This window comes from Vreelandella sp. EE27, assembly GCF_968206495.1.
In genome coordinates, this window is the sequence record NZ_OZ309109.1 from 3,175,204 (window position 1) to 3,200,593 (window position 25,390).

The 25,390-nt window shown below is 60.6% G+C and carries 37 protein-coding genes, 1 other RNA gene and 1 CRISPR repeat array; of the genes, 37 read left to right on the plus strand and 1 reads right to left on the minus strand.

The features are described 5' to 3' along the window. The first annotated feature begins 51 nt into the window (after positions 1–51). Positions 52–1,700: a CRISPR direct-repeat array (repeat unit 28 nt; unit sequence TTTCTAAGCTGCCTGCGCGGCAGCGAAC). 227 nt (positions 1,701–1,927) lie between these two features. After that, positions 1,928–2,626: an XRE family transcriptional regulator gene (locus tag ACWHVV_RS14800; RefSeq protein WP_447926915.1), complete on the minus strand. Its 699-nt coding sequence runs from the start codon at positions 2,624–2,626 to the stop codon at positions 1,928–1,930. Between the two features lie 176 nt (positions 2,627–2,802). Here ACWHVV_RS14800 and ACWHVV_RS14805 point away from each other — a divergent pair, with 176 nt between their 5' ends. The 37 genes from ACWHVV_RS14805 (at position 2,803) to ACWHVV_RS14985 (ending at position 25,383) form a co-directional block, all read left to right on the plus strand. Further along, positions 2,803–3,141, plus strand: a complete 339-nt coding sequence (locus ACWHVV_RS14805) for a helix-turn-helix domain-containing protein (protein WP_447926916.1) — start codon at positions 2,803–2,805, stop codon at positions 3,139–3,141. Positions 3,142–3,143: 2 nt separating this feature from the next. Then, complete coding sequence (locus ACWHVV_RS14810; protein WP_447926917.1) at positions 3,144–3,581, plus strand: hypothetical protein; 438 nt, start codon at positions 3,144–3,146, stop codon at positions 3,579–3,581. Beyond that, a complete protein-coding gene (locus tag ACWHVV_RS14815; RefSeq protein WP_447926918.1) occupies positions 3,578–5,644 on the plus strand; it encodes a DNA-binding protein in 2,067 nt (688 codons plus the stop codon). Before ACWHVV_RS14810 ends, ACWHVV_RS14815 begins: the two co-directional genes overlap by 4 nt. A 38-nt stretch (positions 5,645–5,682) precedes the next feature. Beyond that, positions 5,683–6,405, plus strand: coding sequence for an AAA family ATPase (locus ACWHVV_RS14820; RefSeq protein WP_447926919.1), 723 nt, complete (start codon positions 5,683–5,685; stop codon positions 6,403–6,405). 2 nt (positions 6,406–6,407) lie between these two features. Further along, entirely contained in the window at positions 6,408–7,049 is a 642-nt protein-coding gene (locus ACWHVV_RS14825) for a hypothetical protein (protein WP_447926920.1), read from the plus strand. After that, the gene (locus ACWHVV_RS14830) at positions 7,046–7,426 is read left to right on the plus strand and encodes a hypothetical protein (RefSeq protein ID WP_447926921.1); all 381 of its coding nucleotides are present in this window, start codon (positions 7,046–7,048) and stop codon (positions 7,424–7,426) included. The genes ACWHVV_RS14825 and ACWHVV_RS14830 overlap by 4 nt, the downstream gene beginning before the upstream one ends. Next, on the plus strand, positions 7,423–7,671 hold the full coding sequence (locus tag ACWHVV_RS14835) for a hypothetical protein (protein WP_447926922.1): 249 nt from the start codon (positions 7,423–7,425) through the stop codon (positions 7,669–7,671). The genes ACWHVV_RS14830 and ACWHVV_RS14835 overlap by 4 nt, the downstream gene beginning before the upstream one ends. Continuing rightward, complete coding sequence (locus tag ACWHVV_RS14840) at positions 7,668–8,300, plus strand: hypothetical protein (protein WP_447926923.1); 633 nt, start codon at positions 7,668–7,670, stop codon at positions 8,298–8,300. Before ACWHVV_RS14835 ends, ACWHVV_RS14840 begins: the two co-directional genes overlap by 4 nt. Beyond that, on the plus strand, positions 8,297–8,692 hold the full coding sequence (locus ACWHVV_RS14845) for a hypothetical protein (protein ID WP_447926924.1): 396 nt from the start codon (positions 8,297–8,299) through the stop codon (positions 8,690–8,692). The genes ACWHVV_RS14840 and ACWHVV_RS14845 overlap by 4 nt, the downstream gene beginning before the upstream one ends. Next, a complete protein-coding gene (locus ACWHVV_RS14850; protein ID WP_447926925.1) occupies positions 8,689–9,321 on the plus strand; it encodes a DUF3164 family protein in 633 nt (210 codons plus the stop codon). The genes ACWHVV_RS14845 and ACWHVV_RS14850 overlap by 4 nt, the downstream gene beginning before the upstream one ends. Before the next feature lie 3 nt (positions 9,322–9,324). Next, positions 9,325–9,561, plus strand: coding sequence for a hypothetical protein (locus ACWHVV_RS14855; RefSeq protein WP_447926926.1), 237 nt, complete (start codon positions 9,325–9,327; stop codon positions 9,559–9,561). Beyond that, on the plus strand, positions 9,558–9,758 hold the full coding sequence (locus ACWHVV_RS14860) for a hypothetical protein (protein WP_447926927.1): 201 nt from the start codon (positions 9,558–9,560) through the stop codon (positions 9,756–9,758). Before ACWHVV_RS14855 ends, ACWHVV_RS14860 begins: the two co-directional genes overlap by 4 nt. After that, an RNA gene (locus ACWHVV_RS14865) (hammerhead ribozyme type II) lies at positions 9,758–9,829 on the plus strand. Before ACWHVV_RS14860 ends, ACWHVV_RS14865 begins: the two co-directional genes overlap by 1 nt. Positions 9,830–9,836: 7 nt before the next feature. After that, positions 9,837–10,241, plus strand: coding sequence for a hypothetical protein (locus ACWHVV_RS14870; protein ID WP_447926928.1), 405 nt, complete (start codon positions 9,837–9,839; stop codon positions 10,239–10,241). Further along, positions 10,238–10,660: a gp16 family protein gene (locus ACWHVV_RS14875; protein WP_447926929.1), complete on the plus strand. Its 423-nt coding sequence runs from the start codon at positions 10,238–10,240 to the stop codon at positions 10,658–10,660. The genes ACWHVV_RS14870 and ACWHVV_RS14875 overlap by 4 nt, the downstream gene beginning before the upstream one ends. After that, positions 10,647–11,072: a Mor transcription activator family protein gene (locus ACWHVV_RS14880; protein WP_447926930.1), complete on the plus strand. Its 426-nt coding sequence runs from the start codon at positions 10,647–10,649 to the stop codon at positions 11,070–11,072. Before ACWHVV_RS14875 ends, ACWHVV_RS14880 begins: the two co-directional genes overlap by 14 nt. A gap of 35 nt (positions 11,073–11,107) precedes the next feature. Next, positions 11,108–11,302 carry a hypothetical protein gene (locus ACWHVV_RS14885; RefSeq protein WP_447926931.1) on the plus strand — a complete coding sequence of 65 codons (195 nt, stop codon included), beginning with the start codon at positions 11,108–11,110 and terminating at the stop codon, positions 11,300–11,302. 513 nt (positions 11,303–11,815) lie between these two features. Continuing rightward, entirely contained in the window at positions 11,816–12,178 is a 363-nt protein-coding gene (locus ACWHVV_RS14890) for a D-Ala-D-Ala carboxypeptidase family metallohydrolase (RefSeq protein WP_447926932.1), read from the plus strand. A 2-nt stretch (positions 12,179–12,180) separates the two neighbouring features. Beyond that, on the plus strand, positions 12,181–12,741 hold the full coding sequence (locus ACWHVV_RS14895) for a 3TM-type holin (protein WP_447926933.1): 561 nt from the start codon (positions 12,181–12,183) through the stop codon (positions 12,739–12,741). A 21-nt stretch (positions 12,742–12,762) separates the two neighbouring features. After that, on the plus strand, positions 12,763–13,107 hold the full coding sequence (locus ACWHVV_RS14900) for a DUF2730 family protein (protein ID WP_447926934.1): 345 nt from the start codon (positions 12,763–12,765) through the stop codon (positions 13,105–13,107). Continuing rightward, positions 13,104–13,403: a VpaChn25_0724 family phage protein gene (locus ACWHVV_RS14905; protein WP_447926935.1), complete on the plus strand. Its 300-nt coding sequence runs from the start codon at positions 13,104–13,106 to the stop codon at positions 13,401–13,403. Before ACWHVV_RS14900 ends, ACWHVV_RS14905 begins: the two co-directional genes overlap by 4 nt. Before the next feature lie 2 nt (positions 13,404–13,405). Beyond that, a complete protein-coding gene (locus ACWHVV_RS14910; protein ID WP_447926936.1) occupies positions 13,406–13,954 on the plus strand; it encodes a DUF3486 family protein in 549 nt (182 codons plus the stop codon). 97 nt (positions 13,955–14,051) lie between these two features. Next, the gene (locus tag ACWHVV_RS14915) at positions 14,052–15,563 is read left to right on the plus strand and encodes a hypothetical protein (RefSeq protein ID WP_447926937.1); all 1,512 of its coding nucleotides are present in this window, start codon (positions 14,052–14,054) and stop codon (positions 15,561–15,563) included. Further along, positions 15,557–17,164 (plus strand): DUF935 domain-containing protein, encoded by a 1,608-nt coding sequence (locus tag ACWHVV_RS14920; protein WP_447926938.1) that lies wholly within the window; start codon positions 15,557–15,559, stop codon positions 17,162–17,164. The genes ACWHVV_RS14915 and ACWHVV_RS14920 overlap by 7 nt, the downstream gene beginning before the upstream one ends. Next, on the plus strand, positions 17,154–18,308 hold the full coding sequence (locus ACWHVV_RS14925) for a phage head morphogenesis protein (protein WP_447926939.1): 1,155 nt from the start codon (positions 17,154–17,156) through the stop codon (positions 18,306–18,308). Before ACWHVV_RS14920 ends, ACWHVV_RS14925 begins: the two co-directional genes overlap by 11 nt. Positions 18,309–18,430: 122 nt before the next feature. Then, positions 18,431–18,871, plus strand: coding sequence for a phage virion morphogenesis protein (locus ACWHVV_RS14930; RefSeq protein ID WP_447926940.1), 441 nt, complete (start codon positions 18,431–18,433; stop codon positions 18,869–18,871). A 127-nt stretch (positions 18,872–18,998) separates the two neighbouring features. Continuing rightward, positions 18,999–19,400, plus strand: a complete 402-nt coding sequence (locus ACWHVV_RS14935) for a hypothetical protein (protein WP_447926941.1) — start codon at positions 18,999–19,001, stop codon at positions 19,398–19,400. Positions 19,401–19,518: 118 nt separating this feature from the next. After that, the gene (locus tag ACWHVV_RS14940) at positions 19,519–20,556 is read left to right on the plus strand and encodes a phage protease (protein ID WP_447926942.1); all 1,038 of its coding nucleotides are present in this window, start codon (positions 19,519–19,521) and stop codon (positions 20,554–20,556) included. A gap of 39 nt (positions 20,557–20,595) precedes the next feature. Beyond that, the gene (locus tag ACWHVV_RS14945) at positions 20,596–21,036 is read left to right on the plus strand and encodes a hypothetical protein (protein ID WP_447926943.1); all 441 of its coding nucleotides are present in this window, start codon (positions 20,596–20,598) and stop codon (positions 21,034–21,036) included. Positions 21,037–21,075: 39 nt separating this feature from the next. Further along, entirely contained in the window at positions 21,076–21,978 is a 903-nt protein-coding gene (locus tag ACWHVV_RS14950; protein WP_447926944.1) for a Mu-like prophage major head subunit gpT family protein, read from the plus strand. A 61-nt stretch (positions 21,979–22,039) separates the two neighbouring features. Then, on the plus strand, positions 22,040–22,606 hold the full coding sequence (locus tag ACWHVV_RS14955; protein WP_447926945.1) for a hypothetical protein: 567 nt from the start codon (positions 22,040–22,042) through the stop codon (positions 22,604–22,606). A 2-nt stretch (positions 22,607–22,608) separates the two neighbouring features. Further along, the gene (locus ACWHVV_RS14960) at positions 22,609–23,019 is read left to right on the plus strand and encodes a gp436 family protein (RefSeq protein WP_447926946.1); all 411 of its coding nucleotides are present in this window, start codon (positions 22,609–22,611) and stop codon (positions 23,017–23,019) included. Positions 23,020–23,028: 9 nt separating this feature from the next. Next, positions 23,029–23,280, plus strand: a complete 252-nt coding sequence (locus tag ACWHVV_RS14965; protein ID WP_447926947.1) for a hypothetical protein — start codon at positions 23,029–23,031, stop codon at positions 23,278–23,280. Then, positions 23,280–23,681: a phage tail terminator protein gene (locus tag ACWHVV_RS14970; RefSeq protein ID WP_447926948.1), complete on the plus strand. Its 402-nt coding sequence runs from the start codon at positions 23,280–23,282 to the stop codon at positions 23,679–23,681. The genes ACWHVV_RS14965 and ACWHVV_RS14970 overlap by 1 nt, the downstream gene beginning before the upstream one ends. A 16-nt stretch (positions 23,682–23,697) precedes the next feature. Next, complete coding sequence (locus ACWHVV_RS14975; protein WP_447929166.1) at positions 23,698–24,627, plus strand: phage tail tube protein; 930 nt, start codon at positions 23,698–23,700, stop codon at positions 24,625–24,627. A gap of 70 nt (positions 24,628–24,697) precedes the next feature. Further along, the gene (locus ACWHVV_RS14980; protein ID WP_447926949.1) at positions 24,698–25,015 is read left to right on the plus strand and encodes a hypothetical protein; all 318 of its coding nucleotides are present in this window, start codon (positions 24,698–24,700) and stop codon (positions 25,013–25,015) included. 101 nt (positions 25,016–25,116) lie between these two features. After that, a complete protein-coding gene (locus tag ACWHVV_RS14985; protein WP_447929167.1) occupies positions 25,117–25,383 on the plus strand; it encodes a DUF1799 domain-containing protein in 267 nt (88 codons plus the stop codon). Positions 25,384–25,390: the final 7 nt, after the last annotated feature.

Sequence of the window (25,390 nt, forward strand, 5' to 3'; positions counted from 1 at the left end):
CTGGCCGCGCACTTTCTGAACCAAACACCTAATCGTTCCTTTTATACCCATACTCTGAACTGCCTGCGCGGCAGCGAACAACGACACCTTCGTTACACCTGACGCCACCCTTTTCTAAGCTGCCTGCACGGCAGCGAACCAGACCATCAGCGAGCATATCGCGGTGGTGCTTTTCTAAGCTGCCTGCACGGCAGCGAACTTGCTTGTCCATGATCGACAAGTCCTGGATCATTTCTAAGCTGCCTGCACGGCAGCGAACGCGGTCTGGTCGAACTGCAGGTTTAGCCGGCTTTTCTAAGCTGCCTGCGCGGCAGCGAACCTTGTGGACTCGAATCTCGAATATTTCCGCGCTTTCTAAGCTGCCTGCGCGGCAGCGAACGTGCGCGTGGATCTGCCTTCGCTGAATATCCATTTCTAAGCTGCCTGCGCGGCAGCGAACTCTTACAACGGTAATGATCTGGTGTGGGTTTCTTTCTAAGCTGCCTGCGCGGCAGCGAACACGGGCAGACGTTCGAGGGCGTCGGTTCGTTTTTTCTAAGCTGCCTGCGCGGCAGCGAACATGGAAACCCAGCATACATATGCCGCGCCGAGTTTCTAAGCTGCCTGCGCGGCAGCGAACCCTAAAGCCTACTACAACGAGATCGACCCCAATTTCTAAGCTGCCTGCGCGGCAGCGAACGTACCTCTGCAACTCAATATGGGTCGCGGCGATTTCTAAGCTGCCTGCGCGGCAGCGAACATTTAGGCGAGGGTTAGTTTTGCTGCCGAACATTTCTAAGCTGCCTGCGCGGCAGCGAACGCCGCTGCTTTCGTTTCCTGTTGTTTTTCTTCTTTCTAAGCTGCCTGCGCGGCAGCGAACACTTCGCGAATCAAGCGATCGATCTCAGCGTCTTTCTAAGCTGCCTGCGCGGCAGCGAACCCCGCACACATCAAGCCCCGCCGCATGAGCTGTTTCTAAGCTGCCTGCGCGGCAGCGAACCTGCATCCGGCGGGGTTTCCGCGTGTGTGTCTTTTCTAAGCTGCCTGCGCGGCAGCGAACGTGAAGTCGGGCAGGGGTTCGGGTAGTGCAAATTTCTAAGCTGCCTGCGCGGCAGCGAACAGCTCGCCCTCTAGATAATCATCCGCCGGCGATTTCTAAGCTGCCTGCGCGGCAGCGAACCGGTGAAAATTGCGTGGTGGGCAGGTCACCCATTTCTAAGCTGCCTGCGCGGCAGCGAACTCCACGCTATTCAACATGGCCGAAATGGGCGATTTCTAAGCTGCCTGCGCGGCAGCGAACGATGCCGAGCTTGAGCGCATCTTCAAACAACTTTTCTAAGCTGCCTGCGCGGCAGCGAACCCATCTATCAAATTCTGCCTGAGTCATACTGTTTTCTAAGCTGCCTGCGCGGCAGCGAACGGTTCTTGAAGTTGGCCTTGATTGCTTTCTCTTTTCTAAGCTGCCTGCGCGGCAGCGAACCCGCCAGAACCCGGCACAAGACGCCGCCACACTTTCTAAGCTGCCTGCGCGGCAGCGAACGTTTACGACCGGGGCGCGGCGCTCACGTTCGACTTTCTAAGCTGCCTGCGCGGCAGCGAACATACCGGTGGGTCGAGTAGTGATTCTGGATCGTTTCTAAGCTGCCTGCGCGGCAGCGAACGTCTAATAGCATCTAAAGCCTTAGCGCGAGATTTTCTAAGCTGCCTGCGCGGCTGTGGGTTAGCAGTAGATATGGCACAACGGCCGAATGTGGGACTATAAACGACAAAGAGGGATAACGTGGGATGCAACGCGAAGATTTAGCCGCCTAGATTCATAAACTTACGTGCCAAACCCTAGTATATAGCGCCATGAATTTAGACACCATTTGTGCCAAGTACCCCGCAAATAGAAAAACGCCGTTTCCTTTGGGAAGCGGCGTTTTTTTATGCGCTATTTGGCACTGGTCTAGAGCCATCCTGCTGACCATACCGCACGGCCAACGATCTCCAGCTCATGCAAGCGGTCACGAGGCACGACTACCTCACGGTATGCGCTGTTGGCGCTGATGACGCTTACACCGTCGAAATTTCGCTGTAGCCGCTTGGCGTACAAATGCCCATCCAGCCGCAGAATGTAGATTCCCTCGCCCTCAATCGTTGTCCTGGTGTGATCGATCAATACTGTGTCGCCGCTATGCAGCACCGGCTCCATGCTATCGCCGTCGATACGAATCGCCGAAAGGTGGTCCGGTGTCAGGCCATGCTTGCGCAGTGAGTAGCGCGTGAACGAAATATGCGTCAACACGCGGCAGTTTTCGTTCCAGGCACCATCACCCGCGCTGCACTGAGCGTCGTAAAGAGGTACGAAAGCGTAATCCTCCATACCAAGCACTGCCTCTTGGGCATCCGCAGGCTTGGCCCCAACAACTACCGTCTCCTCGCCAGAGGCAACCCAGTCGAGCGATACACCTGCCGCATTTGCCAGCTTAGCAACCCCTGCAAAAACGGGAGGGGAATCGCCGTTCAGCCATCTGTAAAAAGTCGCAGACGACACTCCGGCCGCTTCCGCTGCCAGCTTTCGACTTCCTATCTTGTCCGCCATCTCAGAAATGCGAGTTCCGATTGCATTACCGAGAATCGGAACTGGTGTCGAGTCTTCTTCCATCAGTTCTGATTCTCTCTAAGCCAATGATTTCATATAAAAATCCTCTCATTTGAGACTCAATGCTCTCAGAATAGAAAAAGAACTGCTGCACTTGGTTTGCATAGCTCTCACTTCTGAGATATGTTTACTCACATGTGAGGGTTAGACAGCCAGAAAAAACGCCACGGAGTGACGCTATGAAACTGGACATACCTACCAACCCAGCCGCCCGCTGGGAATGGATCAAATACCAAATCCGTACTCGCGGTTTAACGCTTGCCGAAATTGCCCGTCGCTTGGGCGTAGAGCTTGGCACACTAGTTGCCGTCAAACGTACGCCCTATCCGCGTATGGAAAGGGCGATTGCCGATGCATTGGAGCTCCAGCCGGCTACTATCTGGCCTGAACGCTGGAACCATGACGGCACACCTTGTCGTAATCGCCCAAATCGCGCAGAGGCACGGGATAACACGTTTCGTGTAAAGGATAACGTTTCTAACGTTATAGCGCATCGTCAAATGACGGCGGAGGCTTAGTCATGCGACGTGTCAAAGACGACTTAACGCTAGACATCTTCGAAGTGCCGACGCCGGTAGTTCCCGCCCCCGGTAGCGGCAACTACGCCAGTCAAGTGAGTGAGCTGGTAGGTGTCGTTCTCAAAAGCTCCCCAGCGGATCGCTATGAAGTGGCCGCGCAGATGAGCCGCCTGAGCGGAGACGACGTTTCCAAGCACATGCTGGATGCCTGGAGCTCGCCCGCCCGCGCCGATCACAACATTCCGTTCTATCGCATTCCGCTTTTGGAAGAGGTGTGCCAAAGCCACGCTTTTACCGATTGGATCGTTCACCTGCGCGGTGGTCGCGTCGCTTACGGGCATGAAGCGCTCGCGGCTGAATACGGAAAGCTTTCACGTATCCAGGATCGCGTAAACGCGGATCTGCGCAAGCTTAAGAAGCTGATGGGTGAACAAGAATGAACTGGTACTGCGCTAAAGAGCTGGCCGGATTGCCGGGCATGCCAGGTAGCGAGCGCGGCGTTAAGAAAGCTGCCGAGCGGCAAGGCTGGGAAGGCCAGCAGCGCTTGGGCAGTAAGGCCACCGAATACGCTTATGCCGTACTCCCCGCTGAAACTCAGAACGCTCTATTACTGAAGAGCGTTGAGCAGACAGAACCTACAGCACAGTCGACTCGTTCTTCGAACACCGGCGTGGTAACGGATGATTCACGCCCCTGCCAGCAGCAGTTGACCGACGCCCAGCGCCAGGTGATGACCGCTCGTGTCGCCTTCGTTCGCGAGATCGAGCGCATGAGCCGCATGGTCAGCCAGCAGCGCGCCATTGAAACGCTGATCGAGCACGCCCGGCTAGGCGATCTATCGCTCTACCTGAACCAACGCGTGGTGCTGGCCAACGACCGCAAGACCGACACTCGCACGCTCAGCGAACGCACCCTCAAGCGCTGGATCGCGGATTTCAAAAAACACGGCGAGCGTGGTCTGGCACCCAAGCGGCGTAAGGCGGACATGAGCGTGCCCGATTGGGCAGGCGACTTTCTCAAGCGCTACCAGAAACCGCAGAAGCCTTCGGTCGAAGCGGCGTACCAGATGCTGGTGGAACAGACCGAGCCGCCACACCCGAGCATCCATCAGGTGCGCCGGTGGCTGGCGAAGCTGAGCCCGGAGGCGCGGGAGCGTGGACGGATGGGACCGCATGCCGGCAAGTCGCTACAAGCCTTCGTGCGCCGTAGTGCCGACGAGCTTTGGCCCAATGATATCTGGGTCGCGGATGGCCACACCTTCGATGCGGAAGTGATCAACCCGGAGACCGGCCAAGCGTTCCGCCCCGAAGTCACCCTGATCATCGACTGGGCCACGCGTCGGATCGTCGGTTTCGCGCTCAACCTGGCAGAGTCGACCCTGGCCACGCTGGACGCGCTGCGCTACTCGGTCAGCCGCGCTGGCATGTTCGGCACCTTCTACGTGGATAACGGCTCGGGCTTTGCCAACGACACCATCCGCGAAGTGGTCGACCGGCTGGGTGGGCAGATGAAGCACTCGTTGCCCTACGGCTCGCAAGCGCGCGGCGTGATCGAGCGTGCTCACAAGACGATTCTGGTACGGCTGGCCAAGACCATGGACAGCTACATCGGCGCGGACATGGACAAGGAAGCCGGCACGAAGGCTCACAAGCTGAGCCGCCGAGCCATCAAGCAGGGTTTGAAACCCGCTCAACTGCCCACCTTTCAGGAGTTTTACGACCAGCTCAACGATGCGCTGGACGCCTACAACTACCGGCCGCACCGCAGCCTATCCAGGGTTCGCGATATCGAGACCGGCCTGATGCGCCACCAGAGCCCGATGGAAGCCTGGAAGAGCGCCGAGGCCAGCGGTTTCGAAGCCATCACCGCGCCGGCTGGCGTCGTGACTTCGTTGATGCGCCCGCAACTGGTACGCAAAACCCATCGGGGCGAAGTGCGCGTCAACTCCGGCATCTACTTCCTGCGTGAACTGGTCGACTTCCACGGCGAAGAAGTGCGCGTGGCCTGGGACTACCGCGATGTGGGCCAGGTCGGTGTGTTCACGCTGGAAGGCGAGCAGATCGGTGAGGCCGTGTTGAACGGCAACGCCACCCCGGCAATGCCGGTGGCAGAGGTCGAGAAGGGACGCGAGAAGCGCGAGAAGGGCCAGCTCAACCGCATGGTTCAGAAAGCCCGGACGGTGACCGGAAAGGACGTCGAAATCCGCGTGCTCGAACCTGCCCCCGCCGCCAACCCCGCGCATCAGGAGCGCAAGATCGCGAACGCCATGAGTCAGCTTAAGCAGTTGGAAGCCGACACCCAACGCTTCCAGATCCCGCACGACTCGGTATCCCGCTGGCGGGAGTGGAACAAGCTGGATGCAAAACTGAAAAACGGCGAGGCGGTGCCGGAAGAGGCGCAGCGCTGGCACGGCATCTACCGCAACAACCCCACTTTGAAATCCGTCGCAGACGCGATGGAAGCGGACGGGCGGCCACCCGTCCGCAATCCCTGGGCCAAGTAAGCACTCGGCCCACAACACACTAGCCGTAAGGAAGAACTATGAGTGTCAACGCGATTGTACCACTGACCAATGTGGGCTTGCTCACCGCCGCCGTGGCGGGGGCCGCCAACCGCCCGCAAGGCCTACCAGGGCTGGTCGTCATGTACGGCCCCAGCGGTTACGGCAAGAGCCTGGCCGCGGCCTACGCTGCCAACCTGCACCGCGCCTACTACGTGCAGTGCCGCGAGAGCTTCACAAAGAAAGCGTTCGTAACCGCGATGCTGCGCGAAATGGGGATCTCCCCCCTGAAGACACTGAACGACATGCTCGACCAGGTCGCCGAGCAGCTCTCCCGCTCCGGCCGGCCCCTGATCATCGACGACGTGCAGTACATCATCGAGAAGAGTGCGGCCAACATCGTGACCGACCTGTTCGAGGCGAGCCAAGGCACGATCATCATGATCGGTGAAGAGCAGGTGCCCAGCGCCATGCGCCGCCGGTTGGAGCGTTTGCATAACCGCGTTTTGGAATGGGTACCCGCTCAGGCCGCCACGCTGGAAGACGTTCGCGCCCTGGCCGACAAGTCCTACCCGGATATCGAGATCGACCTCGACCTGCTCGAGCACATCAATACCACCGTAGCCGGCTGCCTGCGCCGGGTGGCCGTGAACCTCTACCGGGTTCACTCCGAAGCCGTGGCCAACGGCTGGCAAACGGTGAGCATGAACGAGTGGGGAGACCGTGAAATCCATACCGGCCAGCCGCCGGCGCGGAGGGGGTAACGATGCCAACAGCACCCAAACAGCGTGTGTCCACTCTATCCGGTGCCGATATTCCCAGCCGCCAGCGGGTATGGGAGGTGATCCGCACCCTGACGGCGAAAGGCCAATCGATCACGCAGAGCAACATTCAACATCAGGCATCGCGCGATAAGCCACTGACGAAGTCGCATGTCTCCGAGACCGTCCGCGCGCTACTGGCGGGGCGCTTTCTGGAGCGCATTAATGGTGATGCTCGCCCCGGCACGGAAGCCGAGTACCGGCTCGTCAACGATGTGGGCGCTGAGGCCCCGCGCGTGATGCGTAGTGGCAAGGTCTCACCGCCGCCGGGCCGCGAACAGATGTGGCGCACCATGAAGATCATCGGCGAGTTCAGCGCCGCCTCATTAGCCGAGGCCGCCAGCACGCCCCAGGCCAGTGTGGCCACGACAACCGCCAACGAATACTGCGTCATGCTGGCCCATGCCGACTATCTCTCCATCGTTTCTCCGGCGCAGCCTGGTCGAGCAGCACGCTACCGTTTGGCGCCGGGCCGCTGGACCGGCCCCATGGCGCCGCAGATCCGCCGCACCAAGGAGATGTACGACCCGAACACCGGCACCGTCATCTACTCCCGCGTGACCAAAACCGAAGGGGGTGAGCCATGAACGCACGACGCCGCACCACCGTGGACATCACCAACTGGGGTGCCGAGCCACCCCGCTGGATCGTGCTGCTTGCCGATGAAGTGCGTGCGACCAACCGCAAGCTGGCCGGAGAGCGCATTGGGATATCCCGTTCGGCGGTGTCTTTGGCACTGGCGAACCGCTACCCCAGCCCCTCGACGGCCGGGATCGAGCGCCGCGTACTGGAGGCGCTCGACGGATTGGAGTGCCCGGCGCTGGCAATGAAAGTCAGCGTCGAGCAGTGCCGTGAGTACCGCGCCCGGCCCGCACCGACCCACAACCCCATGGCCATGCACCAGTGGCGCCGCTGCCAGCAGTGCCCCTACCACCCCACCTGCACGCAGGGAGACGAATCATGAGCACCAACATCATCGAGCTGTTCCCGGCGCCGCCGGCGGGCGTGCTGCTGGTCGACGATCGTCGCCAACTCTACACCGCTACCGCCGTACTTCGACCGGGCAACTATCCCCACAACAGGCTGAGCCTGGTGCTGAACGGCGAGCCCCTCGAGCGTCCGCTTCATCTGCACCTGAGCGCCGAGATGGCCCGCGAACTCCAGCGCGAACTGCAGGCCGTCATCAACCAAGTGGAGGGCCAAGCATGACACTTAAAGCCACCTGCCCCGAATGCGGCATGACCGGCGACATGGCCGCCTTCGTCACCCAGGGTGAACACAACCAGGCACTGGCCGTGGCACTCGAAATGCCCGCGCTGCTGAGCAGCCGCATCGTGCGCTATCTGGGCCTGTTTCGGCCCAAGTCGCGGGCGCTGGCCAGCGCTAAAAGCGCCCGGTTATTGGCCGAGCTGAAAGACGCGATCACCAGCGAAGTAATCGAGCGCAAGGGCGTTACTCGCAATGCCTCTTTAAAAGTCTGGATGGTTGCCCTTGATCAGCTCTTGGAGCGCCCACCCAGCAACCTGCCGCTCAACGGCCACGGCTATTTGTTCGAGGTGGTGGCCAACGTAGCCGACCGCCACGCCGGTGAAGCGGAAAAACAACGTGAAGAAGCGGCGCGCAGCGGTGCCAAACAACCTGCAAACCGTACGCCTTCCAGCGCGGTGCGCGAGCGCTCCACCGATGACGTACTCGCCGAACACCAGCGCCTGGCGGCACGGCAAGCGCCCGTTACCCAGCCGCGCCCGCAGCACGATAAAGCCGATGAGAAGCAAAACGCTCCCAGGCGACTGGGAGATCTACTCAAGGGCGTCAACAACAAAGGGGATCACTCATGACTACTTACAGCGATAGCGAGCTGGAGTACTTCGCCGACCGATTCGTGCGCCTGCGGCTCAGTCGCCACGGCTTCAACCTGGCGCAGTACCTGGCCAACCCGGTCACGGCCGAGCGGGCAGCGTTGGAGCCCGAGCCCCTGCTGCCTGCCCAACAAAAAGCGGTGCTAAAAATCTGGCAGCGCTGGGATACCGGCCTGGCACCAACAGCGCCGGAAGAGACGCCTACCGAGCCAGTCGAGTATGCCGCTTGGGAAGAGCTGTTGATCGGGCTGGGGAACAACCAGGCGATCCGCCAGCGTAATGGCGCCTATGTCGAACCCCTGCACCACCACCGCCACGAACCTCGAAACCGCCACACGGCCAACTTCGCCCGTAAAGGAGCCCAAGGATGAACACCCCCGCTACCGAAACCCAACAGATTCCCGAAGGCTTCCGCATGGACGCCAAGGGCCGCCTGATCCCGCTCGAGCAGATCAAGGAAGTGGACCAGCTCCGCGACGAGCTGGTGCGCTCGATCGCCGACCGCGCCACCGAGCTACGTGACCAGCTCCGCGATTTCAAAGCGGATGTGTTCAGCGAGATCGAGGCACTTATTCAAACCAGCGCCCAAGAGTACGACGTCCAGATCGGCGGCAAGAAAGGCAACGTGCAGCTCGTCAGCTTCTGCGGCAAGTACAAGGTGCTGCGCGCGATCTCCGAAACCATCACGTTTGATGAGCGCTTGCAGGCCGCCAAAGGGCTGATCGAAGAGTGCCTGCGCGACTGGACCACCGGCGCGCGGCCGGAGGTGGCCACCATCGTTCAAGACGCCTTCCGGGTCGACCAAGCGGGCAACATCCGCACCGGTCAAGTGTTGGGCCTACGTCGCCTGAATATTCAGGACCAGCGCTGGCTCAAAGCGATGGATGCGATCTCTGACGCCGTGCAGGTTACCGGCTCCAAGAGCTACATCCGCATCTATGAGCGCGTTGGCAGTACCGACCAGTACCAGCCCATCAGTCTTGATATGGCGGGGGTGTGAGACATGACCACGATTGCTAAAACGTCCTCCATCCGCGTCAGCCCTGCGATCGGTGGCTTTGTGGCTACCCTGCGCGGCCAACGTGCTACCGGCATCACTCACCGCCAAGCCGCGCTATTCGTAGCCCGCAAGGTCTACGGCCCGAAGGTTAACGTGGTGAACGATTACCTGCGCGCTTCCGACCCGATGTCGGGCATCCAGTACCGCTATCACATTACCCACCAGCGGGGTGCCGCATGAGTGAACAAGCCAAAGCGACCAACACAGCCATCATCACCATCGAGCCGAACGAGCAAGGCGGCTTCACCGTGAAAGCCGGGTACGACGGTCAATCCGATGGCGAGCTGAAAACGCAGCAAGCCGGCAAGCTCGCACTGCTCGGGATGATGGCCATCAGAGAAGCGTTGGAGGACACCAGCAAGACCACCCTTCACTAACGCGAAACGCCCGGCTCTTTGAGTCGGGCGTCTGCCGGGCGTGGTGGCCCGGCACTGATGAGCAGCTGGAGGTGAGCAATGGACAAGTGGAAAGAGATCAAGGCGCGCTTGGCGCACCTGGGTGACTCGGTGGAGCTGCTGGCAGATGGCTACACGCTGAATCTGGTGAAGGCCCATGACGGCAAGAAAATTTTCGTTAGCGTCTACGTGGACGGCGTTATCAAAGGCCAGTGGACTGATACCAAAGATGGCGAGCCCGTGCATCCCGAAGGGCGTTTTTGGCGACCCCTGAAGCGCGCGCCGCATCCCAAAAAGCACTATGCACAGTTCAAGCGGGCATTTGGCAAAAAAGAAGCCGACCGGATGGTAACGCCCCATGTGATTGGGGTCGTTCCTACTTTTGGCACCGAAGGTTCGGCGGTGGCCCATCTCAAGAAGCACTTTCCCGACCTGGAGTTGAAGAGTGACGAGGTGGCGTCATGATCAGCAAAGGCAAACTCGCCCAGATCCATATCGCCAAGTCTCAGTTGGGCCTTGGCGATGACGAATACCGCGCGATTCTGGCCCGCACCGCAGGTGTTAGCAGTGCCAAAGAGCTCACGAATCGCACCGTGGGCGCGGTGATGCACGAGTTCCGGAGGCTGGGCTTCGAGCCCAAGCCGACCAAGAAAGCGGGCCGCAAAGCACCCCGCCCGCCGCGCACACGCCAGAACGTGATGAGTAAGATCGAAGCGATGTTGACCCATGCCGAGCGGCCTTGGGCGTACGCCGATGGCATCGCGAAACGCATGTTCGGTGTCGAGCGGGTGGATTGGCTGGACGATGACCAGCTACACCGCCTGATGACCGGGCTGATCATCGACGCCAAACGGCAAGGACGGTACCCCAATGACCTCGCATGACGACAACTTCGACCTGGGCTTCGATGTGCCCGGCGATGCGTTGGACTACCTCGACCCGGAGATCCTCAAGAAATGGCCCCAAGGCCTGAGCGACATGCTGACGGTGATCGAGGCCGCCTACGTGCGTGGCGGTGACGATATGAAGACAGCCCGCCGCCGAGCGTTTGCCGCCGTGCGGGCCATTAGTGGCTTCGCCGGTGGCCGTAGTTTGTACGTGCCACAAGGGCGCCAGCTCGACCGCGCCCTGCGCGACCGGGAAATTTGGGAGCGCCATAGTGGCGATAACATCGCGCAGCTGGTTGAAGACTACGGGCTAACCGAAGCGCAGATCTACAGCATCATCGCAGAGCAGCGAAAATTGGCACGAGCGCGTATGCAAAGCGACTTGTTTAGTGGCACGGCAAAAGGCTAAGCTAAATTAAAACAAGACAGCAGTAAGGGGGCGGTATGCGTGAACCACAACGCTATGTCACTAAGGTTGGGCAGGAAGAGCTTAACGTCTGGGTGGTGAAGATCGGGGAGCTCCTGTATCAGGCTACTGGCGAATTTAGAGGGCTTGTGATCGAAAAACTGGGTAAGTCTGAGATCGCGGCATTCGGAAAATGGTATAAAGCAGCCGAACTTAAGGCGAAGGGCAGATAAAAGCGATGAAAACGTTAATGGTAATAGCTGGTCTACTTATAACTGCCACCGTAGTGGCAGATAGCAGCGTAACCTTCTCGCAATATAAGGTATCGACCGAAGTTGCTGCCGACTTGGCACGACAATGCCGTGTAGAGATACAAAGTGAATACGGTCAGCGCTGTGAGCGCTTTTACAATCACATGGAAAACCATATGGCGCTATATACTCAATTCAATAACCGAGTAGCGAGTGAGGGTAAAAGTGCATACGGCGGCGCTGATTCAGTCGATCGATCCATGCACCAGCGGACCGTTTCCCAGCTTATGGAGAACATGCAGTACATCAACACAATGACCGAGTTGCAGATGTAATAGCTGCGCTACCAAGCTTTGCATCCAACAAACCCGCTCCGGCGGGTTGTTTGCTTTCTGAGATGTGAAAACTCCTAAACCGCTTGATTCCCGCCGTCCCGCGCGATCCCCCTAACCTGAACCTCACTGCACTCTCGCTTAACCGCAATGAGGTCTCACCGTGCCCCGTAACGATCTTTCTACCCATTTCCGACGTAGCGAATTCGCCTGCAAATGCGGCTGCGGCTTCGACACCGTCGACCTCGAAACCCTCATGCTGCTCGAGGACATCAGAACCCACTTCGACCAGCCCGTCATCATCAACAGCGGCTGCCGGTGTGCCACCTACAACCGCCGCGTAGGCGGTGCTTCTGCTAGCCAGCACGTGTTCGGCCGCGCGGCGGATATTCGCGTACAGGGCATCGATCCGGCAACCGTCGCCAGCTACGTTGAGCAAAAACATCCGAACGCTAGCGTGGGCCGGTACAACACCTTCACCCACGTCGATACACGCACAAGCGGCCCCGCCCGCTGGCCGGGTTAACCATGCAGTGGCGTGATGTAGCTGAAACCGTTGGCGGTATGGCACCCCTGCTGGGTAGCGCATTAGGCGGGCAAGCGGGTGGCGCGGTGGGTACGCTCGCCGCCCGCGCCTTGGGCGTGAAGGCCACCCCCGAGGCCGTCAAGCAAGCGCTTGGCGACCCCGACGCGACTCTCAAACTTCAACGGCTCGAAAACGAGCATGAGCAAACCCTCACCCGCATGATACTGGAAGCCGAAAGCGCCCGCCTGACCGAGGTGAACCAGACCATGCGCGCCGAGGCGGCCAGTTGTGATCCGTTCGTTCGAAGGTGGCGACCCACGTTTGGGTACCTGACCGCCTTGGCGTGGGTGATCCAAGGGGTGGCCATCGCCTGGTCGATCGTTGCCAGCCCGGAGCACGCCGGCATCGTCGCTCAGGCTATTACCGCGTTAACGCCGATGTGGGGTATCGCACTCGCCATGCTGGGAGTGAACGCGACGTGCCGGTCCAAAGATAAACAAGTCGCCGCTGGCCAGCGCCCCACTGGGTTCATGGATGCCGTGGCCACGCGCATTAGCCGCTAATAAAAGAAGGGAACATCCACCATGGAGCTTATCAACTGGGCAGGCGCGAAACTGCTCTTTGACCTGCTGCAAGCACTGTTCACGGGTGTGGTGGCGGTCTATGTCTACTGGCTCAATAAGCACCGCGCCAGCCAAACGGCTATCAAGTCGACGAACGATCGTATCGATGGCGTTGAGAGACAGGTAGTGAAATTAGAGCACACCGTAGAGCGCCTGCCTGATCACGCCGATCTCACCAAGTTGCAAGAGCAGATGTCGCAAACCAACGTGCTCCTCGCCGAGATCAGCGCCAGCCAAAAAGCCACGGCACAGCAAGTGGGTCGCATGAATGACTACCTATTGAACCGCTCAGGGGGAAAGACGTGAGCTTTCAAGACTTCGAAACCGAGGGGCGCCGCCTGGGCATTCTGCGCATTCTCGCCCGCCGCAATCAGTTCACCACCAATGAGTACTCACTCAACGATGAACTAAAAGGCGCCTACGCCCATCACGTTAGCCGCGACCGCCTGCACGGCGACTTGGCCTGGTTGGATGAACAGGGATTGATCATCACCCAGCAGCCCCGCGCTGGCTGGGTCATGACGCTCACCAGTCGTGGGCAGGATATCGCGGAAGGTTTGGCACAGGTGCCCGGTGTTGCCCGCCCCCGGCCGGGAGCTTAACTATGCCGCCGCGTAATAAAGTGTTCGATTTGCCCCAAGGCGTGCGCGAAGAACTCAACGAGCGCCTGGTCAGCAGCGGCTTTCAGGGCTACGAAGCGTTAGCCGGTTGGCTGGGCGAGCGCGGGTATAACGTCTCGAAAAGCTCAGTGCATCGCTATGGGCAGGATCTTCAGGAGGAGTTCGAGGAAGCCATGGGCGATGTGCGCAAGACCACCGAGTTGGCCCGCGCCATGGCAAACGATGGCGAAGACGAAAGCGGCCACCTGATCGATGCTACCGCCCGGATCGTGCAGGACCAGTTGCTGCGTATCTCTATCGCCATGCGTAAAGCCGAGGAAGACCCGGCCAAGGCCGCCAAGCAGTTGGGCAGCGTCACCAAAGCCCTGGCGGATATTGGCCGCGTCTCGCTTAGCCAGAAGAAGTGGGCCAAGGAGTTGCGTGTGGAAGTAGCAAAAGAAGCCGCAGAAAAAGCCGAGAGCAGCATGGCGACCCAAGGCATGAGTCGCGAAGCGATCGACTCGATCAAGCGCGACATTTTGGGGATTGCCTGATGGATGAACTCACCATCGCACAGGCTATCGTTAAAGCCGGTGATAGCCTCAGTTTCGCCATTGTCGTAGCCGCCGTCATCCGCGGGGTCATGAACAAATGACCGCCGCACTCCCCGAATCCGTTCTGCTGCCCTACCAGAAGGCGTGGATCGAAGACACCTCTGACCTCAAGATCGCTGAGAAAAGCCGCCGTACCGGCTTGACCTGGGGCGAAGCTGCCGACGGCGTGCTCACGGCCAGCAGTGCCAAAGCTGCCGGTGGTACCAACCACTTCTATGTGGGCTCCAACAAGGACATGGCCATCGAGTTTATCGATGCCTGCGCCATGTGGGCCAAGGCGTTCAATCGCGCAGCCTCGCACATTCAGGAAGAGCTGTACCAAGACGAGGATAAAGACATCCTCACCTTCAACATTCACTTCGCCAGCGGCTTCAAGATCCAGGCGCTTAGCTCGCGCCCCAGCAACATGCGTGGCCGCCAGGGGAACGTCACCATCGACGAAGCGGCGTTCCATGAGCAGCTCGCCGAAGTGCTCAAGGCTGCGCTGGCCCTCACCATGTGGGGCGCCAAGGTGCGCTTGATCAGCACTCATAACGGCGTCGAGAACATCTTCAATGAGCTGATACAGGACAGCCGCGCGGGCAAGAAGCGCTACAGCGTTCACCGCATCACATTGGACGATGCCTGCGAGCAAGGGCTTTACCAGCGGATCTGCCAGGTGCGTGGCAAAGTCTGGACGCCAGAAGCGGAAAAGGAGTGGAAGGCCAATCTTCTAAAGGACACCGCTACCCGCGAAGACGCGCTCGAGGAGTACTACTGCGTGCCCAAAGCGGGCGGCGGGGCTTACCTCTCCCGCGCCATGATCGAGGCGCGTATGGTCAACGCCCCGGTGATCCGCTTCGAAGGCAGCGCCGAGTTCAACGCGGTACCGGAGCACTACCGGGCACTGGAAATCAGCGCCTGGTGTAACGAGCATCTGCTACCGCTGCTCGAGGCGCTCGACTCGAGGCTGGCCCACTGCTTCGGCGAAGACTTCGGGCGTAGCGGCGACTTGACCGTGATCGCCCCCATGGCCATCACGGCGCAGCTCGTGCGCGCGGTGCCGTTTCTGGTCGAGCTGCGCAACGTGCCGTTCAAGCAGCAAGAACAAGTGCTGTTCTTCATCGTCGACCGCCTGCCACGCTTACAAGGCGGTGCGCTGGACGGTCGCGGCAATGGCCAGTACCTGGCCGAGCAGGCCGCCGAGCGCTACGGCAGCATCATTGATGTCGTGATGCTCTCGCAGAGCTGGTACCTGAATAACATGCCGCCCTTCAAAGCCGCATTCGAGGATGAGCAAATCACCCTGCCGCGTGATAGCCAGGTCGTGGATGACCTGCGCGCCCTGCAAGTGATCAAAGGCGTGCCCAAGCTGCCCGATGCCAAAACCGGCGACAGTAAAGACCGTCACGGCGATGCCGCGATTGCGCTGGCCATGGCGTACTACGCCAGCCTGATGGACGTAGCGCCCATCGACTTCACCCCCGCGCCCCCGCCTGGCACCCGCCAGGACGACAACAGCGACGACATTGACACGCACGGCTTTGGAATAGGAGGCGGCGCATGGTAAGCCCCGCAGCGAAATATCGGCGCAACCTTGTCAGGGGCAACGCGCCAGCCCTGAAAGAGCAACAGACCAACGACGCCCGCATCGGCCAGCTCAAGCGCGAGTTTGCCGAGCACCCGACCAAGGGGCTCACGCCAGCGCGGCTCTACCAGATCCTCGAAGCCGCCGAGCAAGGCGACCTGACATCACAAAGCGCCCTCTTCGACGACATGGAAGAAAAAGACGCCCAGATCGGCGCGGACCTGGGCAAGCGACGCCAGCTTGCCGCTGAGTTGGAATGGCAGATCGTCCCACCGGACGGCGCGGATGCCCGCGAGAAGAAAGCGGCCGAGCACGCGGCCGAGGTGTTCAGCGGGCTGGAAGTCGAAGACCTTATCCTCGATCTGGGTACCGGCATCGGCCACGGCTGGGCCAATCTCGAACTGTCCTGGAACCGCGATGGCGCGCTGCGCTATATCGAGCAGCCCACGCTGCGCCCGCACTCCTGGTTCCGGCTCCACCCGGATGACCAGAACCTGATCACCCTGCGCGACAACAGTGCCACCGGTGCGGAGCTTTGGCCGTTGGGCTGGGTGCCGCACCGTCACCGCGCCAAGAGTGGCTACGTGGCGCGCATGGGCCTGCACCGTATGTTGGCGTGGCCTTACCTGTTCCAGAACTACGCCCTTGGCGACTTGGCACAACTGCTCGAGATCTACGGCATGCCCGCGCGTATCGGTAAATACCCCAAAAACGCGACCGAGAAAGAGAAAGCCACGTTACTGCGTGCCGTCGTCACGCTGGGCCAGAACGCGGCGGGCATCATCCCCGAGGGCATGGGTGTCGAGTTCATGGAGGCCGCTGGCAAGGGCTCGTCATCGGATATCTACCAAGTGATGATGAATTGGTGCGAGCGCGCCAAAGCCAAGGCGATTTTGGGTGGCACGCTCACCAGCGGCACCGGCGAAGGCACGAACACCAACGCCTTGGGCAACGTGCATGAGCGCGGCCAGACCAGCCTGATCCGCTCCGACGTGCGCCAGTACGCGGGCAGCATCGGCAAACAAATACTGTGGCCCATGGCAGCGCTCAACTACGGCATTGATAAGCCCCAACGTGCGCCACGCTTCTACCTGGATACTGGCGAAACCGAGGATCTCGAACGCCTATCGAAGTCATTGCCTACCTTTGTCGATATGGGTGCGAAGATCCCTAGCTGGTGGTTCCACGAGAAATCCGGCATCCCCAAGGCCCAGGAAGGCGAAGACGTGCTTATGCCAAAGGCAGCGCCAAGCCCCTTCGGTGCGCTGCGTTTGGCACGCAACAGCCAACCCGTCGCTGCGCTTCGCCAGGCACCCACACAACCCGGCCAGCCCAGCTACTACCGTGATGCCACGCTCGAGCAGCTCGACGGCCAGGCACAGCCAGTTATCGACGGTTGGGTTAACCAGGTGCAGCAGCTAGCCGATCAGGCCGAAAGCCTGGAGCAGCTGCAAGAGTTGATTGCCACCGCCTTCGATGATCTGGACGAGAACGAGCTGGCCGACGTGATGGCCATCGCCTTTGAGGCTGCCGATCTAGCAGGCCGTGCCACGGCCGATGAGGAAACCGGCAATGCCGATTAGCGCCGAGTTCAACCGCCCGTTTACCGAGCAAACCGAGTTCTTTCGTAACAAGCTGAACCTGCCCACTACCCGCGCCGGGCAGATTACCCGCGACCAGAACGACGCCGCCTTTGTCGTAGCCGGTGCGACCAAAGCGGATCTGCTCGCGGATCTTCGCGGCGCGGTCGATGGCGCGATTAGCAGCGGCCAGAGCCTGGGCGAGTTCAGAAGCCAGTTTAATGAGATCGTCACCAAGCGCGGCTGGACAGGCTGGACCGGCGAAGGCACCCAAGCCGGGCGCGCCTGGCGTACCCGGCTCATCTACAAGACCAACCTCGATACATCCTACGCCGCCGGCCGCTGGGCGCAGATGACCGACCCGGACGTCATGCGCCTGCGACCGTACTGGCGCTACGTTCATAACACCGTCGAGAACCCACGCCAGCAGCACCAACGCTGGAACAACCTGGTGCTACGCGCCGATGACCCCTGGTGGCAAACCCATTACCCGCCCAACGGCTTTGGCTGCAACTGCGGCGTCGAGACGCTGAACCAGCGCGGGCTGGAACGGCTGGGCAAGAGCGAGCCGGATAGCGCACCCCGCGGCGGCACCTATGAGCACATCGATAACGCCACCGGCGAAGTGCTGACAGTGCCAAACGGCGTGCAACCCGGCTTTGATTACGCACCGGGCCAGACCGCCGCCGAGCGCGTGATCGCCGCCCGGCTGAACCGGCTGGATAGCGTCGAAGCGACCATCGCCCGGCAGCACGTCGGCCAGTTGGTCGAAGCGTCGCTGTTCAGTCGGTTCTTCAATGGCGAGATCCAAGGGGAGTATCCGATTGCGGTCGTGCCACCGGTGGAACGTCAGGTGCTGGGCGCGGAGTCTCCGGTGGTGCTGCTCTCGCAGCAGAGCTTGCGCACTCATCGCGAACGCCACCCTGAGATAGGCCTAGAGGACTACCGCCGTGTGCAGCAACTCCTGGACGATGGTCAAGTGTACCAACTACCCGACAAACCGGGTCGCTTGATCTACTTGGTGATCGAGGGCGTCACCTATCGCGCCGCACTAAAGCGCACGCAGGATGGCCAGAAGAGTTATTTCCTGACGCTGTTCAAGAGTCGCACGGATCAGCCGCCGCCGGACGCGGTAAGACTCAGATAAGGAGGGGGAGTAAGGGAAAGCCTGTCACATGGGAGGCACCCATGCTAGCCCTCATCAACGCCAATCGGCGAAGGGGTCGGTAGCCATACCGAGGACAGGCAATATCAGTATAGGAGAGAACCATGGGCACCATCAACGTAGAAAGCGGTGAGGTCGAACGCGCTATTCAAGACCTGATCAACAAGGGACAGGATCTCTCTGCACCGATGAAGTCGATCGGCGAAGAGATGGTCAACCGCACCCAGCAGCGCTTCCGCGACAAAAAAGCCCCGGACGGCAGCGCCTGGGCACCCAACGCGCCGGTAACGGAAAAGCGCAAAGGCCACGGCCGGGTGCTAGAAGGCGAAAGCAAAGAACTGGCTAAGCAGTTCAGCTATAGCGCAGCGTCAGACAGCGTCGAATGGGGCAGCCTGATGGTCTACGCCGCTATGCAGAACTACGGTGGTGCCAAAGCTGACTTCCCCCACCTATGGGGCGACATTCCGGGGCGAGAGTTTATCGGGCTGAATGGAGACGATAATGACGAGGTACTGGCCACCCTGGCCGACCATTTGAGTGGTTGAGTGGTGATTGCGAGAAATGGCGCACACGCCACGCACGCCCCGACCCACTACGTTGGCCCGGATTTAGCTAGCAAGGGGCGTTAGACCTGCGTTAGATTTCCCAGATACACCGATTAGAGAGAGGCTCATGACGTTTTCAGAAATCTTTCAGACTTTAGTTGCCCCATATACAGCCTTTGCTATAGCTATCGCTACATACATATTTAATAAAAGCAGAGACAGAATTGCGCTTATCAGGCAGGAAAAGCTGGAGCACTACAAAGATTTTGTACGCACTCTTAATGACTATGTCGTCACACCTGGCAACCCAGATGCACGGTATGCATTCGTAGGAGCCTGTAACCGAATGCATTTGGTTGCTTCTGACAAAGTACTTATAAAACTCTCTCGACTCCTCGAAGGTTTAAAGATTAGTGAATCTAATGAAACACTACAGCCCAAGCTAGACCAGTTGATTTATTTGATGCGCAAGGACCTGGGTTTCACAAAGAATTTTGAAGGGCCTAATTCGATGCAGCTTTCAGCCTAAAAGTTAAAAACTTCCTAAAGCGCTTTAAATCCACGCCCCGCCCTAAGCCCCCGATCATGGGGGCATGAAAACACAAAGCCTTCACTCAAAGCCCCGCGTTGCCGTTTGCGCCCTCAGCGTGCAAGCCACCAGCGACAAGACGCGCCTGATGCCTGCCGGCACCTTCCACGCACCGCGTGGGGCTGCTGAAGGCAACGGGCCTTGGCACCTCTCCGCCGATGCTGCGCAAGCGATTATCCGCTTGGCCGCTGGGCGCAGCACTGATATTGCCCTCGACTACGAACACCAAACCCTTTACGCCGAAAAGAACGGTAAGCCCGCGCCTGCTTCAGGCTGGCTAGACCCGCGCTCGCTTGAATGGCGTGAAGACGGCCTGTACGGCGCCATCACTTGGACAGCGGCCGCAAGCGCGGCGATTGAGGCCAACGAATACCGTTATCTCTCCCCCGTATTTCCCTACGACGCCAACGGTGTGCCGTTAGACCTGCTGCACCTGGCGTTAACCAACACCCCCGCCATTGATGAGGGCGCGGCGCAGCTTGCCGCTGCTCGGATGGCGATTACCCACGACGTCACTAATGACGCCCAGGAGATCGACACCGTGAAACGTGAACAGCTGATTGCCACGCTCGGACTGGCCACTAATGCCACCGACGAGCAGATCGACACTGCCATTGCCGCGCTAAAGGCCGGCGACGCTGACGCCAAGGCATTGCGTGAAGAACTCGGTGCCAAAGACGACGCGAAACCCGCCGAAGCGGTGGCCGCGCTCAAGGCATCCGGCACCACCGCCCCGGACATGAGCCAGTACGTGCCCCGCGCCGTGTATGACGAAACCACCCAGCAACTCGCCGCGCTGAAAGCCAGCGGCGATACCGCCGAGTTGGATTCCCTCATCAAAGGCGGATTGGAAGATGGACGCATCCCCGGTAAAGCCACGGCCGACTGGCTTCGCGTCCAAGGGTTGGCAGCGTGCAAAGCGTATGTGCAAGGCGCGCCCAGCATCGCCGCCTTGAAGACCACCCAAACCCAAGGCCAGGCGCCAAAAGGCAATGAGGGCAAGGATGATCTGAGCGACGCCGAGCTTGCCGTGTGCAAGGGCATGGGCCTGACGCCGGAGCAGTACCGCAACGCCAACCCGGCCGCTAGCGCGTAAGCCACGCGCGAATCTTTCTCCTTTCCAGAGGACATCAACGTGACTGCTCAAACCCAGAACCGCAACACGCCGTACCGCGAGAACACCAGCCGCAGCCACCCGATGGCGGCCGGGGTTGAGGTGTTTGCAGGCGGCATTGTCGTGGTCTCCATCGCCAGCGGTTTCGCTGCCGCAGGTTCTACCGGCACGGGTCTGATCGCCGCCGGCGTGGCCATGCACTACCAGGACAATCGCACTGGCGATAACGGTGACCAGCATATCGAGGTAAAGCGCGGCTGCTTTGCCTTCGCCAGCGCCACGGGCGACGACGCCATCGGCCCCGCCGACCTCGGCCAGTACTGCTACCTGGTCGACGACCAGACGGTGGCGAAGACCGATGGCGAGGGCACCCGCTCCATCGCAGGAATCATCGACGGCGTCGGCGACTTCGGCGTGTGGGTACGCATCGACCCGACCAACGGCCCGGCCGCCAGCGCCTGACAGGCCCGGCGTTCACCAGACAAAGGATAGAGAACCACCATGAACCTCACTTCCGCCAATTTGCAGGCGCTGTACAAGGCCTTCAACACCAACTTCCAGAAGGGTTTTAGTTCGATGGGCGAACAGGGCGCGCTCTATGAGCAGTTCTGCACCATCGTGCCCAGCACCACCGCCGTCGAGGTGTACCCGTTCCTCAAGAGCCTGCCGCGCATGCGCGAGTGGCTGGGCGACCGGGTGATTCACTCGCTCGAGGGCGCCGGCTTCTCGATCAAGAACCGCAAGTTCGAGCTGACCGAAGGCGTCTCCCGCGACGCGATCGAAGACGACACCTACGGCCTTTACGCCCCGGTCTTCGAAGAGTTCGGCCGCTCCAGCCGTGAGCACCCCAATGAACTCGCCGTCGAGGTGTTGGCAGCCAACCCGGAGTGCTACGACGGCCAGCCGCTGTTCGATGCCGACCACCCGGTGCTCAACGCCGTGGGCGTGGAGACCTCGGTTTCAAACGATATGGGCGGCTTGGGCGATGCCTGGTACGTAATGGATCTCTCCCGTGTCATCAAGCCAATCGTGTTCCAGCGCCGGCGTGATTACAGCTTCCGCGCGTTGACCGATCTGAACGATACCGCCGTCTTCATGACCGACCAGTTCCTGTTCGGTACCGATGCCCGCGTCAATGCCGGCGCTGGCTTGTGGCAACTAGCCGTGCGTTCCCGCCAGCCGTTCAACGCCGAGAACTACGAAGCCGCCCGCAAGGCTTTGCAGGCGATGAAAGGTGATTACGGCCGCCCGCTCGCCCTACGCCATAGCCACACCATGGTGCCGAGCAGCATGGAAGGCCAGGCCCGCGCGGTGCTGAACAACGCCATGAACGCCGCCGGCGCGACCAACCAGTGGGCGAACACGTCCCAATTGGTGTTGAACCCCTGGTTGGCCAGCGCCTAACGGCACGTTAACCCGCCACTTACAGCGCCTGCTCTGGCAGGCGCTGTAAACGGAGAGCCTCATGACCACACGTAAACGAACTACCGCCAAGGCCAAGCAGCAGGTCTCGGAGACCCAAACCGCTGCTGACGCGACCGCGCCCACATCGGCGCCGGTACCGGAGGCAGCCCCGGCCGTTGATGAAAGCCACCCGGCACCGCCGGTCGAGCCAGAAGCCGTTCCGCCCGCTGAGAAACCCGAGGGCATGATCAAGGGCTATGGCGCCGGTATTCCTGAGCATGCCGTCATCGAAGCCAAAGCGGCCGCTGAGAGAACCACGCCCACGTCAGCCCCCCTGCCCGAAGCGGCTGCGCCGGCGGATAAGCCCGGCGACACGATCATCGGCGACGGCACCGGTAAGGCACTGCCACCAATCGACACGAAAGAGCTGCCGGGCCTGTTCGTGCGCACGAAACGCCGCATCAAAAGCCGCCGCCGCGCCGGCTACCGCTTCAACCGCGAAGGCACCGGCATTGCGCTCGAGCTTTTGAACGCCGAGCAGATCCGGCAACTGCGCGACGACCCGGCGCTCGAGGTCGAGGACTGCACCTTCCCGATCGCCGACGCCGTCAGCGAGCCGGAGGCCTGACCATGGCGTATTGCACCCAGGCGGATCTGATCGAGCGCTTCGGCGCCGACGAGATCCTCGCGATCGCCCGCGACGCCAGCGGCACCGCCATTGATACCGGGGTCGTCGAGCGGGCGTGCGAGGACGCCAGCGGCGAGATCGACGGCTACGTCAACGCCGCCGGCTACCCGGTACCGCTGATACCCGTGCCGCGCATCGTGATTGCAAACGCCTGCGACATCGCCCGGTACCGGCTTTACGACGAGCACGCCAGCGAACAGGTCCAGAAGCGCTACGACGATGCGGTGAAGTTCTTGAAAAGCGTATCGCGCGGCGAGGTGCGGCTGGGTGTTTCGACCGGTCCGGCTTCGAGCAGCGTCGGCAGCGTGCAAATGAACCCAGGCCGCCGGGTGTTCAACGGCGGCGGTTTCTAGGAGATGGCAATGAGTGCCAAACAGACCACTAAAGCAGCGGCCCCGGCTGCTGAGAAAAAATCACCGCCGCCCGCGCGCAAGCAAGTGCAGGTCCGGGTCAAGACCACAGCGACCGGCGTTAAGCGCCAAGTGTGTGGCGTCATTCTCACAAACGAGTGGCAGACCTTGACGCTGGATGACCGGGGCAGCGCCTACAAAGCGATCGAGCGCGACCACGCGCTGGTGATGGAAGCCGCGCCCATTGAGAAGGCCGCGAACTAATGATGTCGCTCGCGCCATGGCTTGCGCGGTTGAACACCGAAGACGGCCCCCGCGTGCAGCTGGCGGCAGATGTAGATGCAGCGCAAAACGCCAAGACCAACCCGAGCCGGATGCTGGTGTTGGGGCGTGACAACGTTACACACCATGACATGAGCAGCGGCGCTACTCATCTCGTTAAGCCGGAAGTATTGCTTGTTACCGGTATTCAGCGGCGCAACTTGCCGATGGGCAATACCGACGATGAGCTGACGCTACTGCGCAAGCCGATGCTGCGCCGCTTGATCAACTGGGTACCAGACGACTGCGACAGCGCCATCAAATGGCAGCGCGGTCAGATCCTGAGCCTGAAATCACACGCCCTTTTTTGGGTCGACGTATTCACCACTGAGTACCGGTGGTAGGAGAACAAACGTGAGCATGAAGACCAACCGCCGGGCGCTCATCGTCGCCCTGGAAGACGCCTATAACGATGGCACCACCACGCCGGACGCCGCCAGCCAAGCCGTGCTGGCCCGCGAGATCAGCACCACGCCGCTGGCCGGTAACAACATCGACCGTACCTTCGTGCGCCCTTACTACGGCAACTCGCCCCAGGCACCGGGCGAAAAGCACGTTCAGGTGCAGGTCGAGGTGGAATTGAACACCAGCGGTACCGCCGGAACGCCGCCACCCTGGGGCGCGATGCTGCGCGCCTGTGGCTGGAGCGAAGTGATCGTTGAGGGCGAGAGCGTCACTTACGCGCCGGTCTCTGAGAACGAGGATTCTTGCGTCTTCTTCGCCCACATGGACGGCAACCTGCACAAGGGCCGGGGCGCTCACGGCACCCCGGAGTTCACCCTCAACGGTAACAGCATCCCGACCATCCGCTTCACGCTGTACGGCCTTGTCAGCCCGGTGACGCAAGAAGAGCTGCCCACCGTCACGCTGAGCCACTGGAAAAACGCCCTGGTGGTGAACAGCACCAATACCGAGCTGATGAAGCTGATGGGCGCGGACGTCGCGTTCAGCCAGTTCTCGCTGAACATGAGCAACAGCGTGGAGCACATGAGCGAGGTGGTGGGCGCAAACGAGGTCGAGATCAACGGCCGTGGCCCCTCCGGCGCGCTTCAGATCGAAGATCCCGGCGTTGGCACAAAGAACTACTTCGAGGTTCACCAGGACGCCGAGACCGGCGCGCTCACGCTCACCCATGGCAAGAAGGTGGGCAACATCATCGACTTCAAGATGCCGTCGATTGGCATCGAGTCGCCGACCTATGCCGATGTGAAAGGCAAGCAGATGCTCGGCATCAACTACATGCCCCAGCCCGTGGATGGCAACGACGAAGTCTCAATCGTCGTCCGTTAAACCCTTTTTCACTACCCCGTAACCGCTGCCCAAGCGGCGGTTAAACAGCGTTCAATCAGGAGAAATACCCGTGTTCAAGCTCAACACCGCCCGCTCTTACACCTACCCCGTTGCCCTGACCGTTTACGACGAAGCCGGCAAAGAGCAAACAGGCAAGTTCAAAGCCAAGTTCAAAGTGGTGGCACAGGACAAGCTGCGCGAAATGCCGGCCGATACGCTGCTGCTCGACCAGGTGCTGATTGGTGTCGATGGCATCGAAGTAGCCGGTGAAGACGGTAAAGCACTCGAAGGCGACGATCTACTACATGCTGTGATTAACGATCCGGCCGCCAGCAACGCGTTGCTTACCGCGTACCAGGAGAGCGTTTCAAAAAAGAACCGTCGGTAAACCTGGTCGACGCCGGCAAGCACTGGGCTGAGGCCAGCACGGCTCAGCCCAACCTGGTCAAGGATGACCTTGCCGCACTGGGCATCACCCTAAGCGGCGAGCTGGCCGAAGAAGTCGAGGCAGCAGAAGCCGAGCCGGATCTTTTCGAAGTACTGCCGGAGAACTGGCAAGCCGTCCAGGCGTTCCAGCGCTGTTCACGCCAGTGGCGGTATGCAGGCATGGGCGGCCCCACCGGGCTGGATGTGCAAGCCGTCATCAGCGTGATCGCCCTGTATCAGTTGCCGCCCCCGGAGCAGCTCGAGCGGCTGGACCAGGTGCAATTGATCGAACGCGGCGCGCTCAGCGTCATGAACGAACCCCGCAACTAGCCGTTAG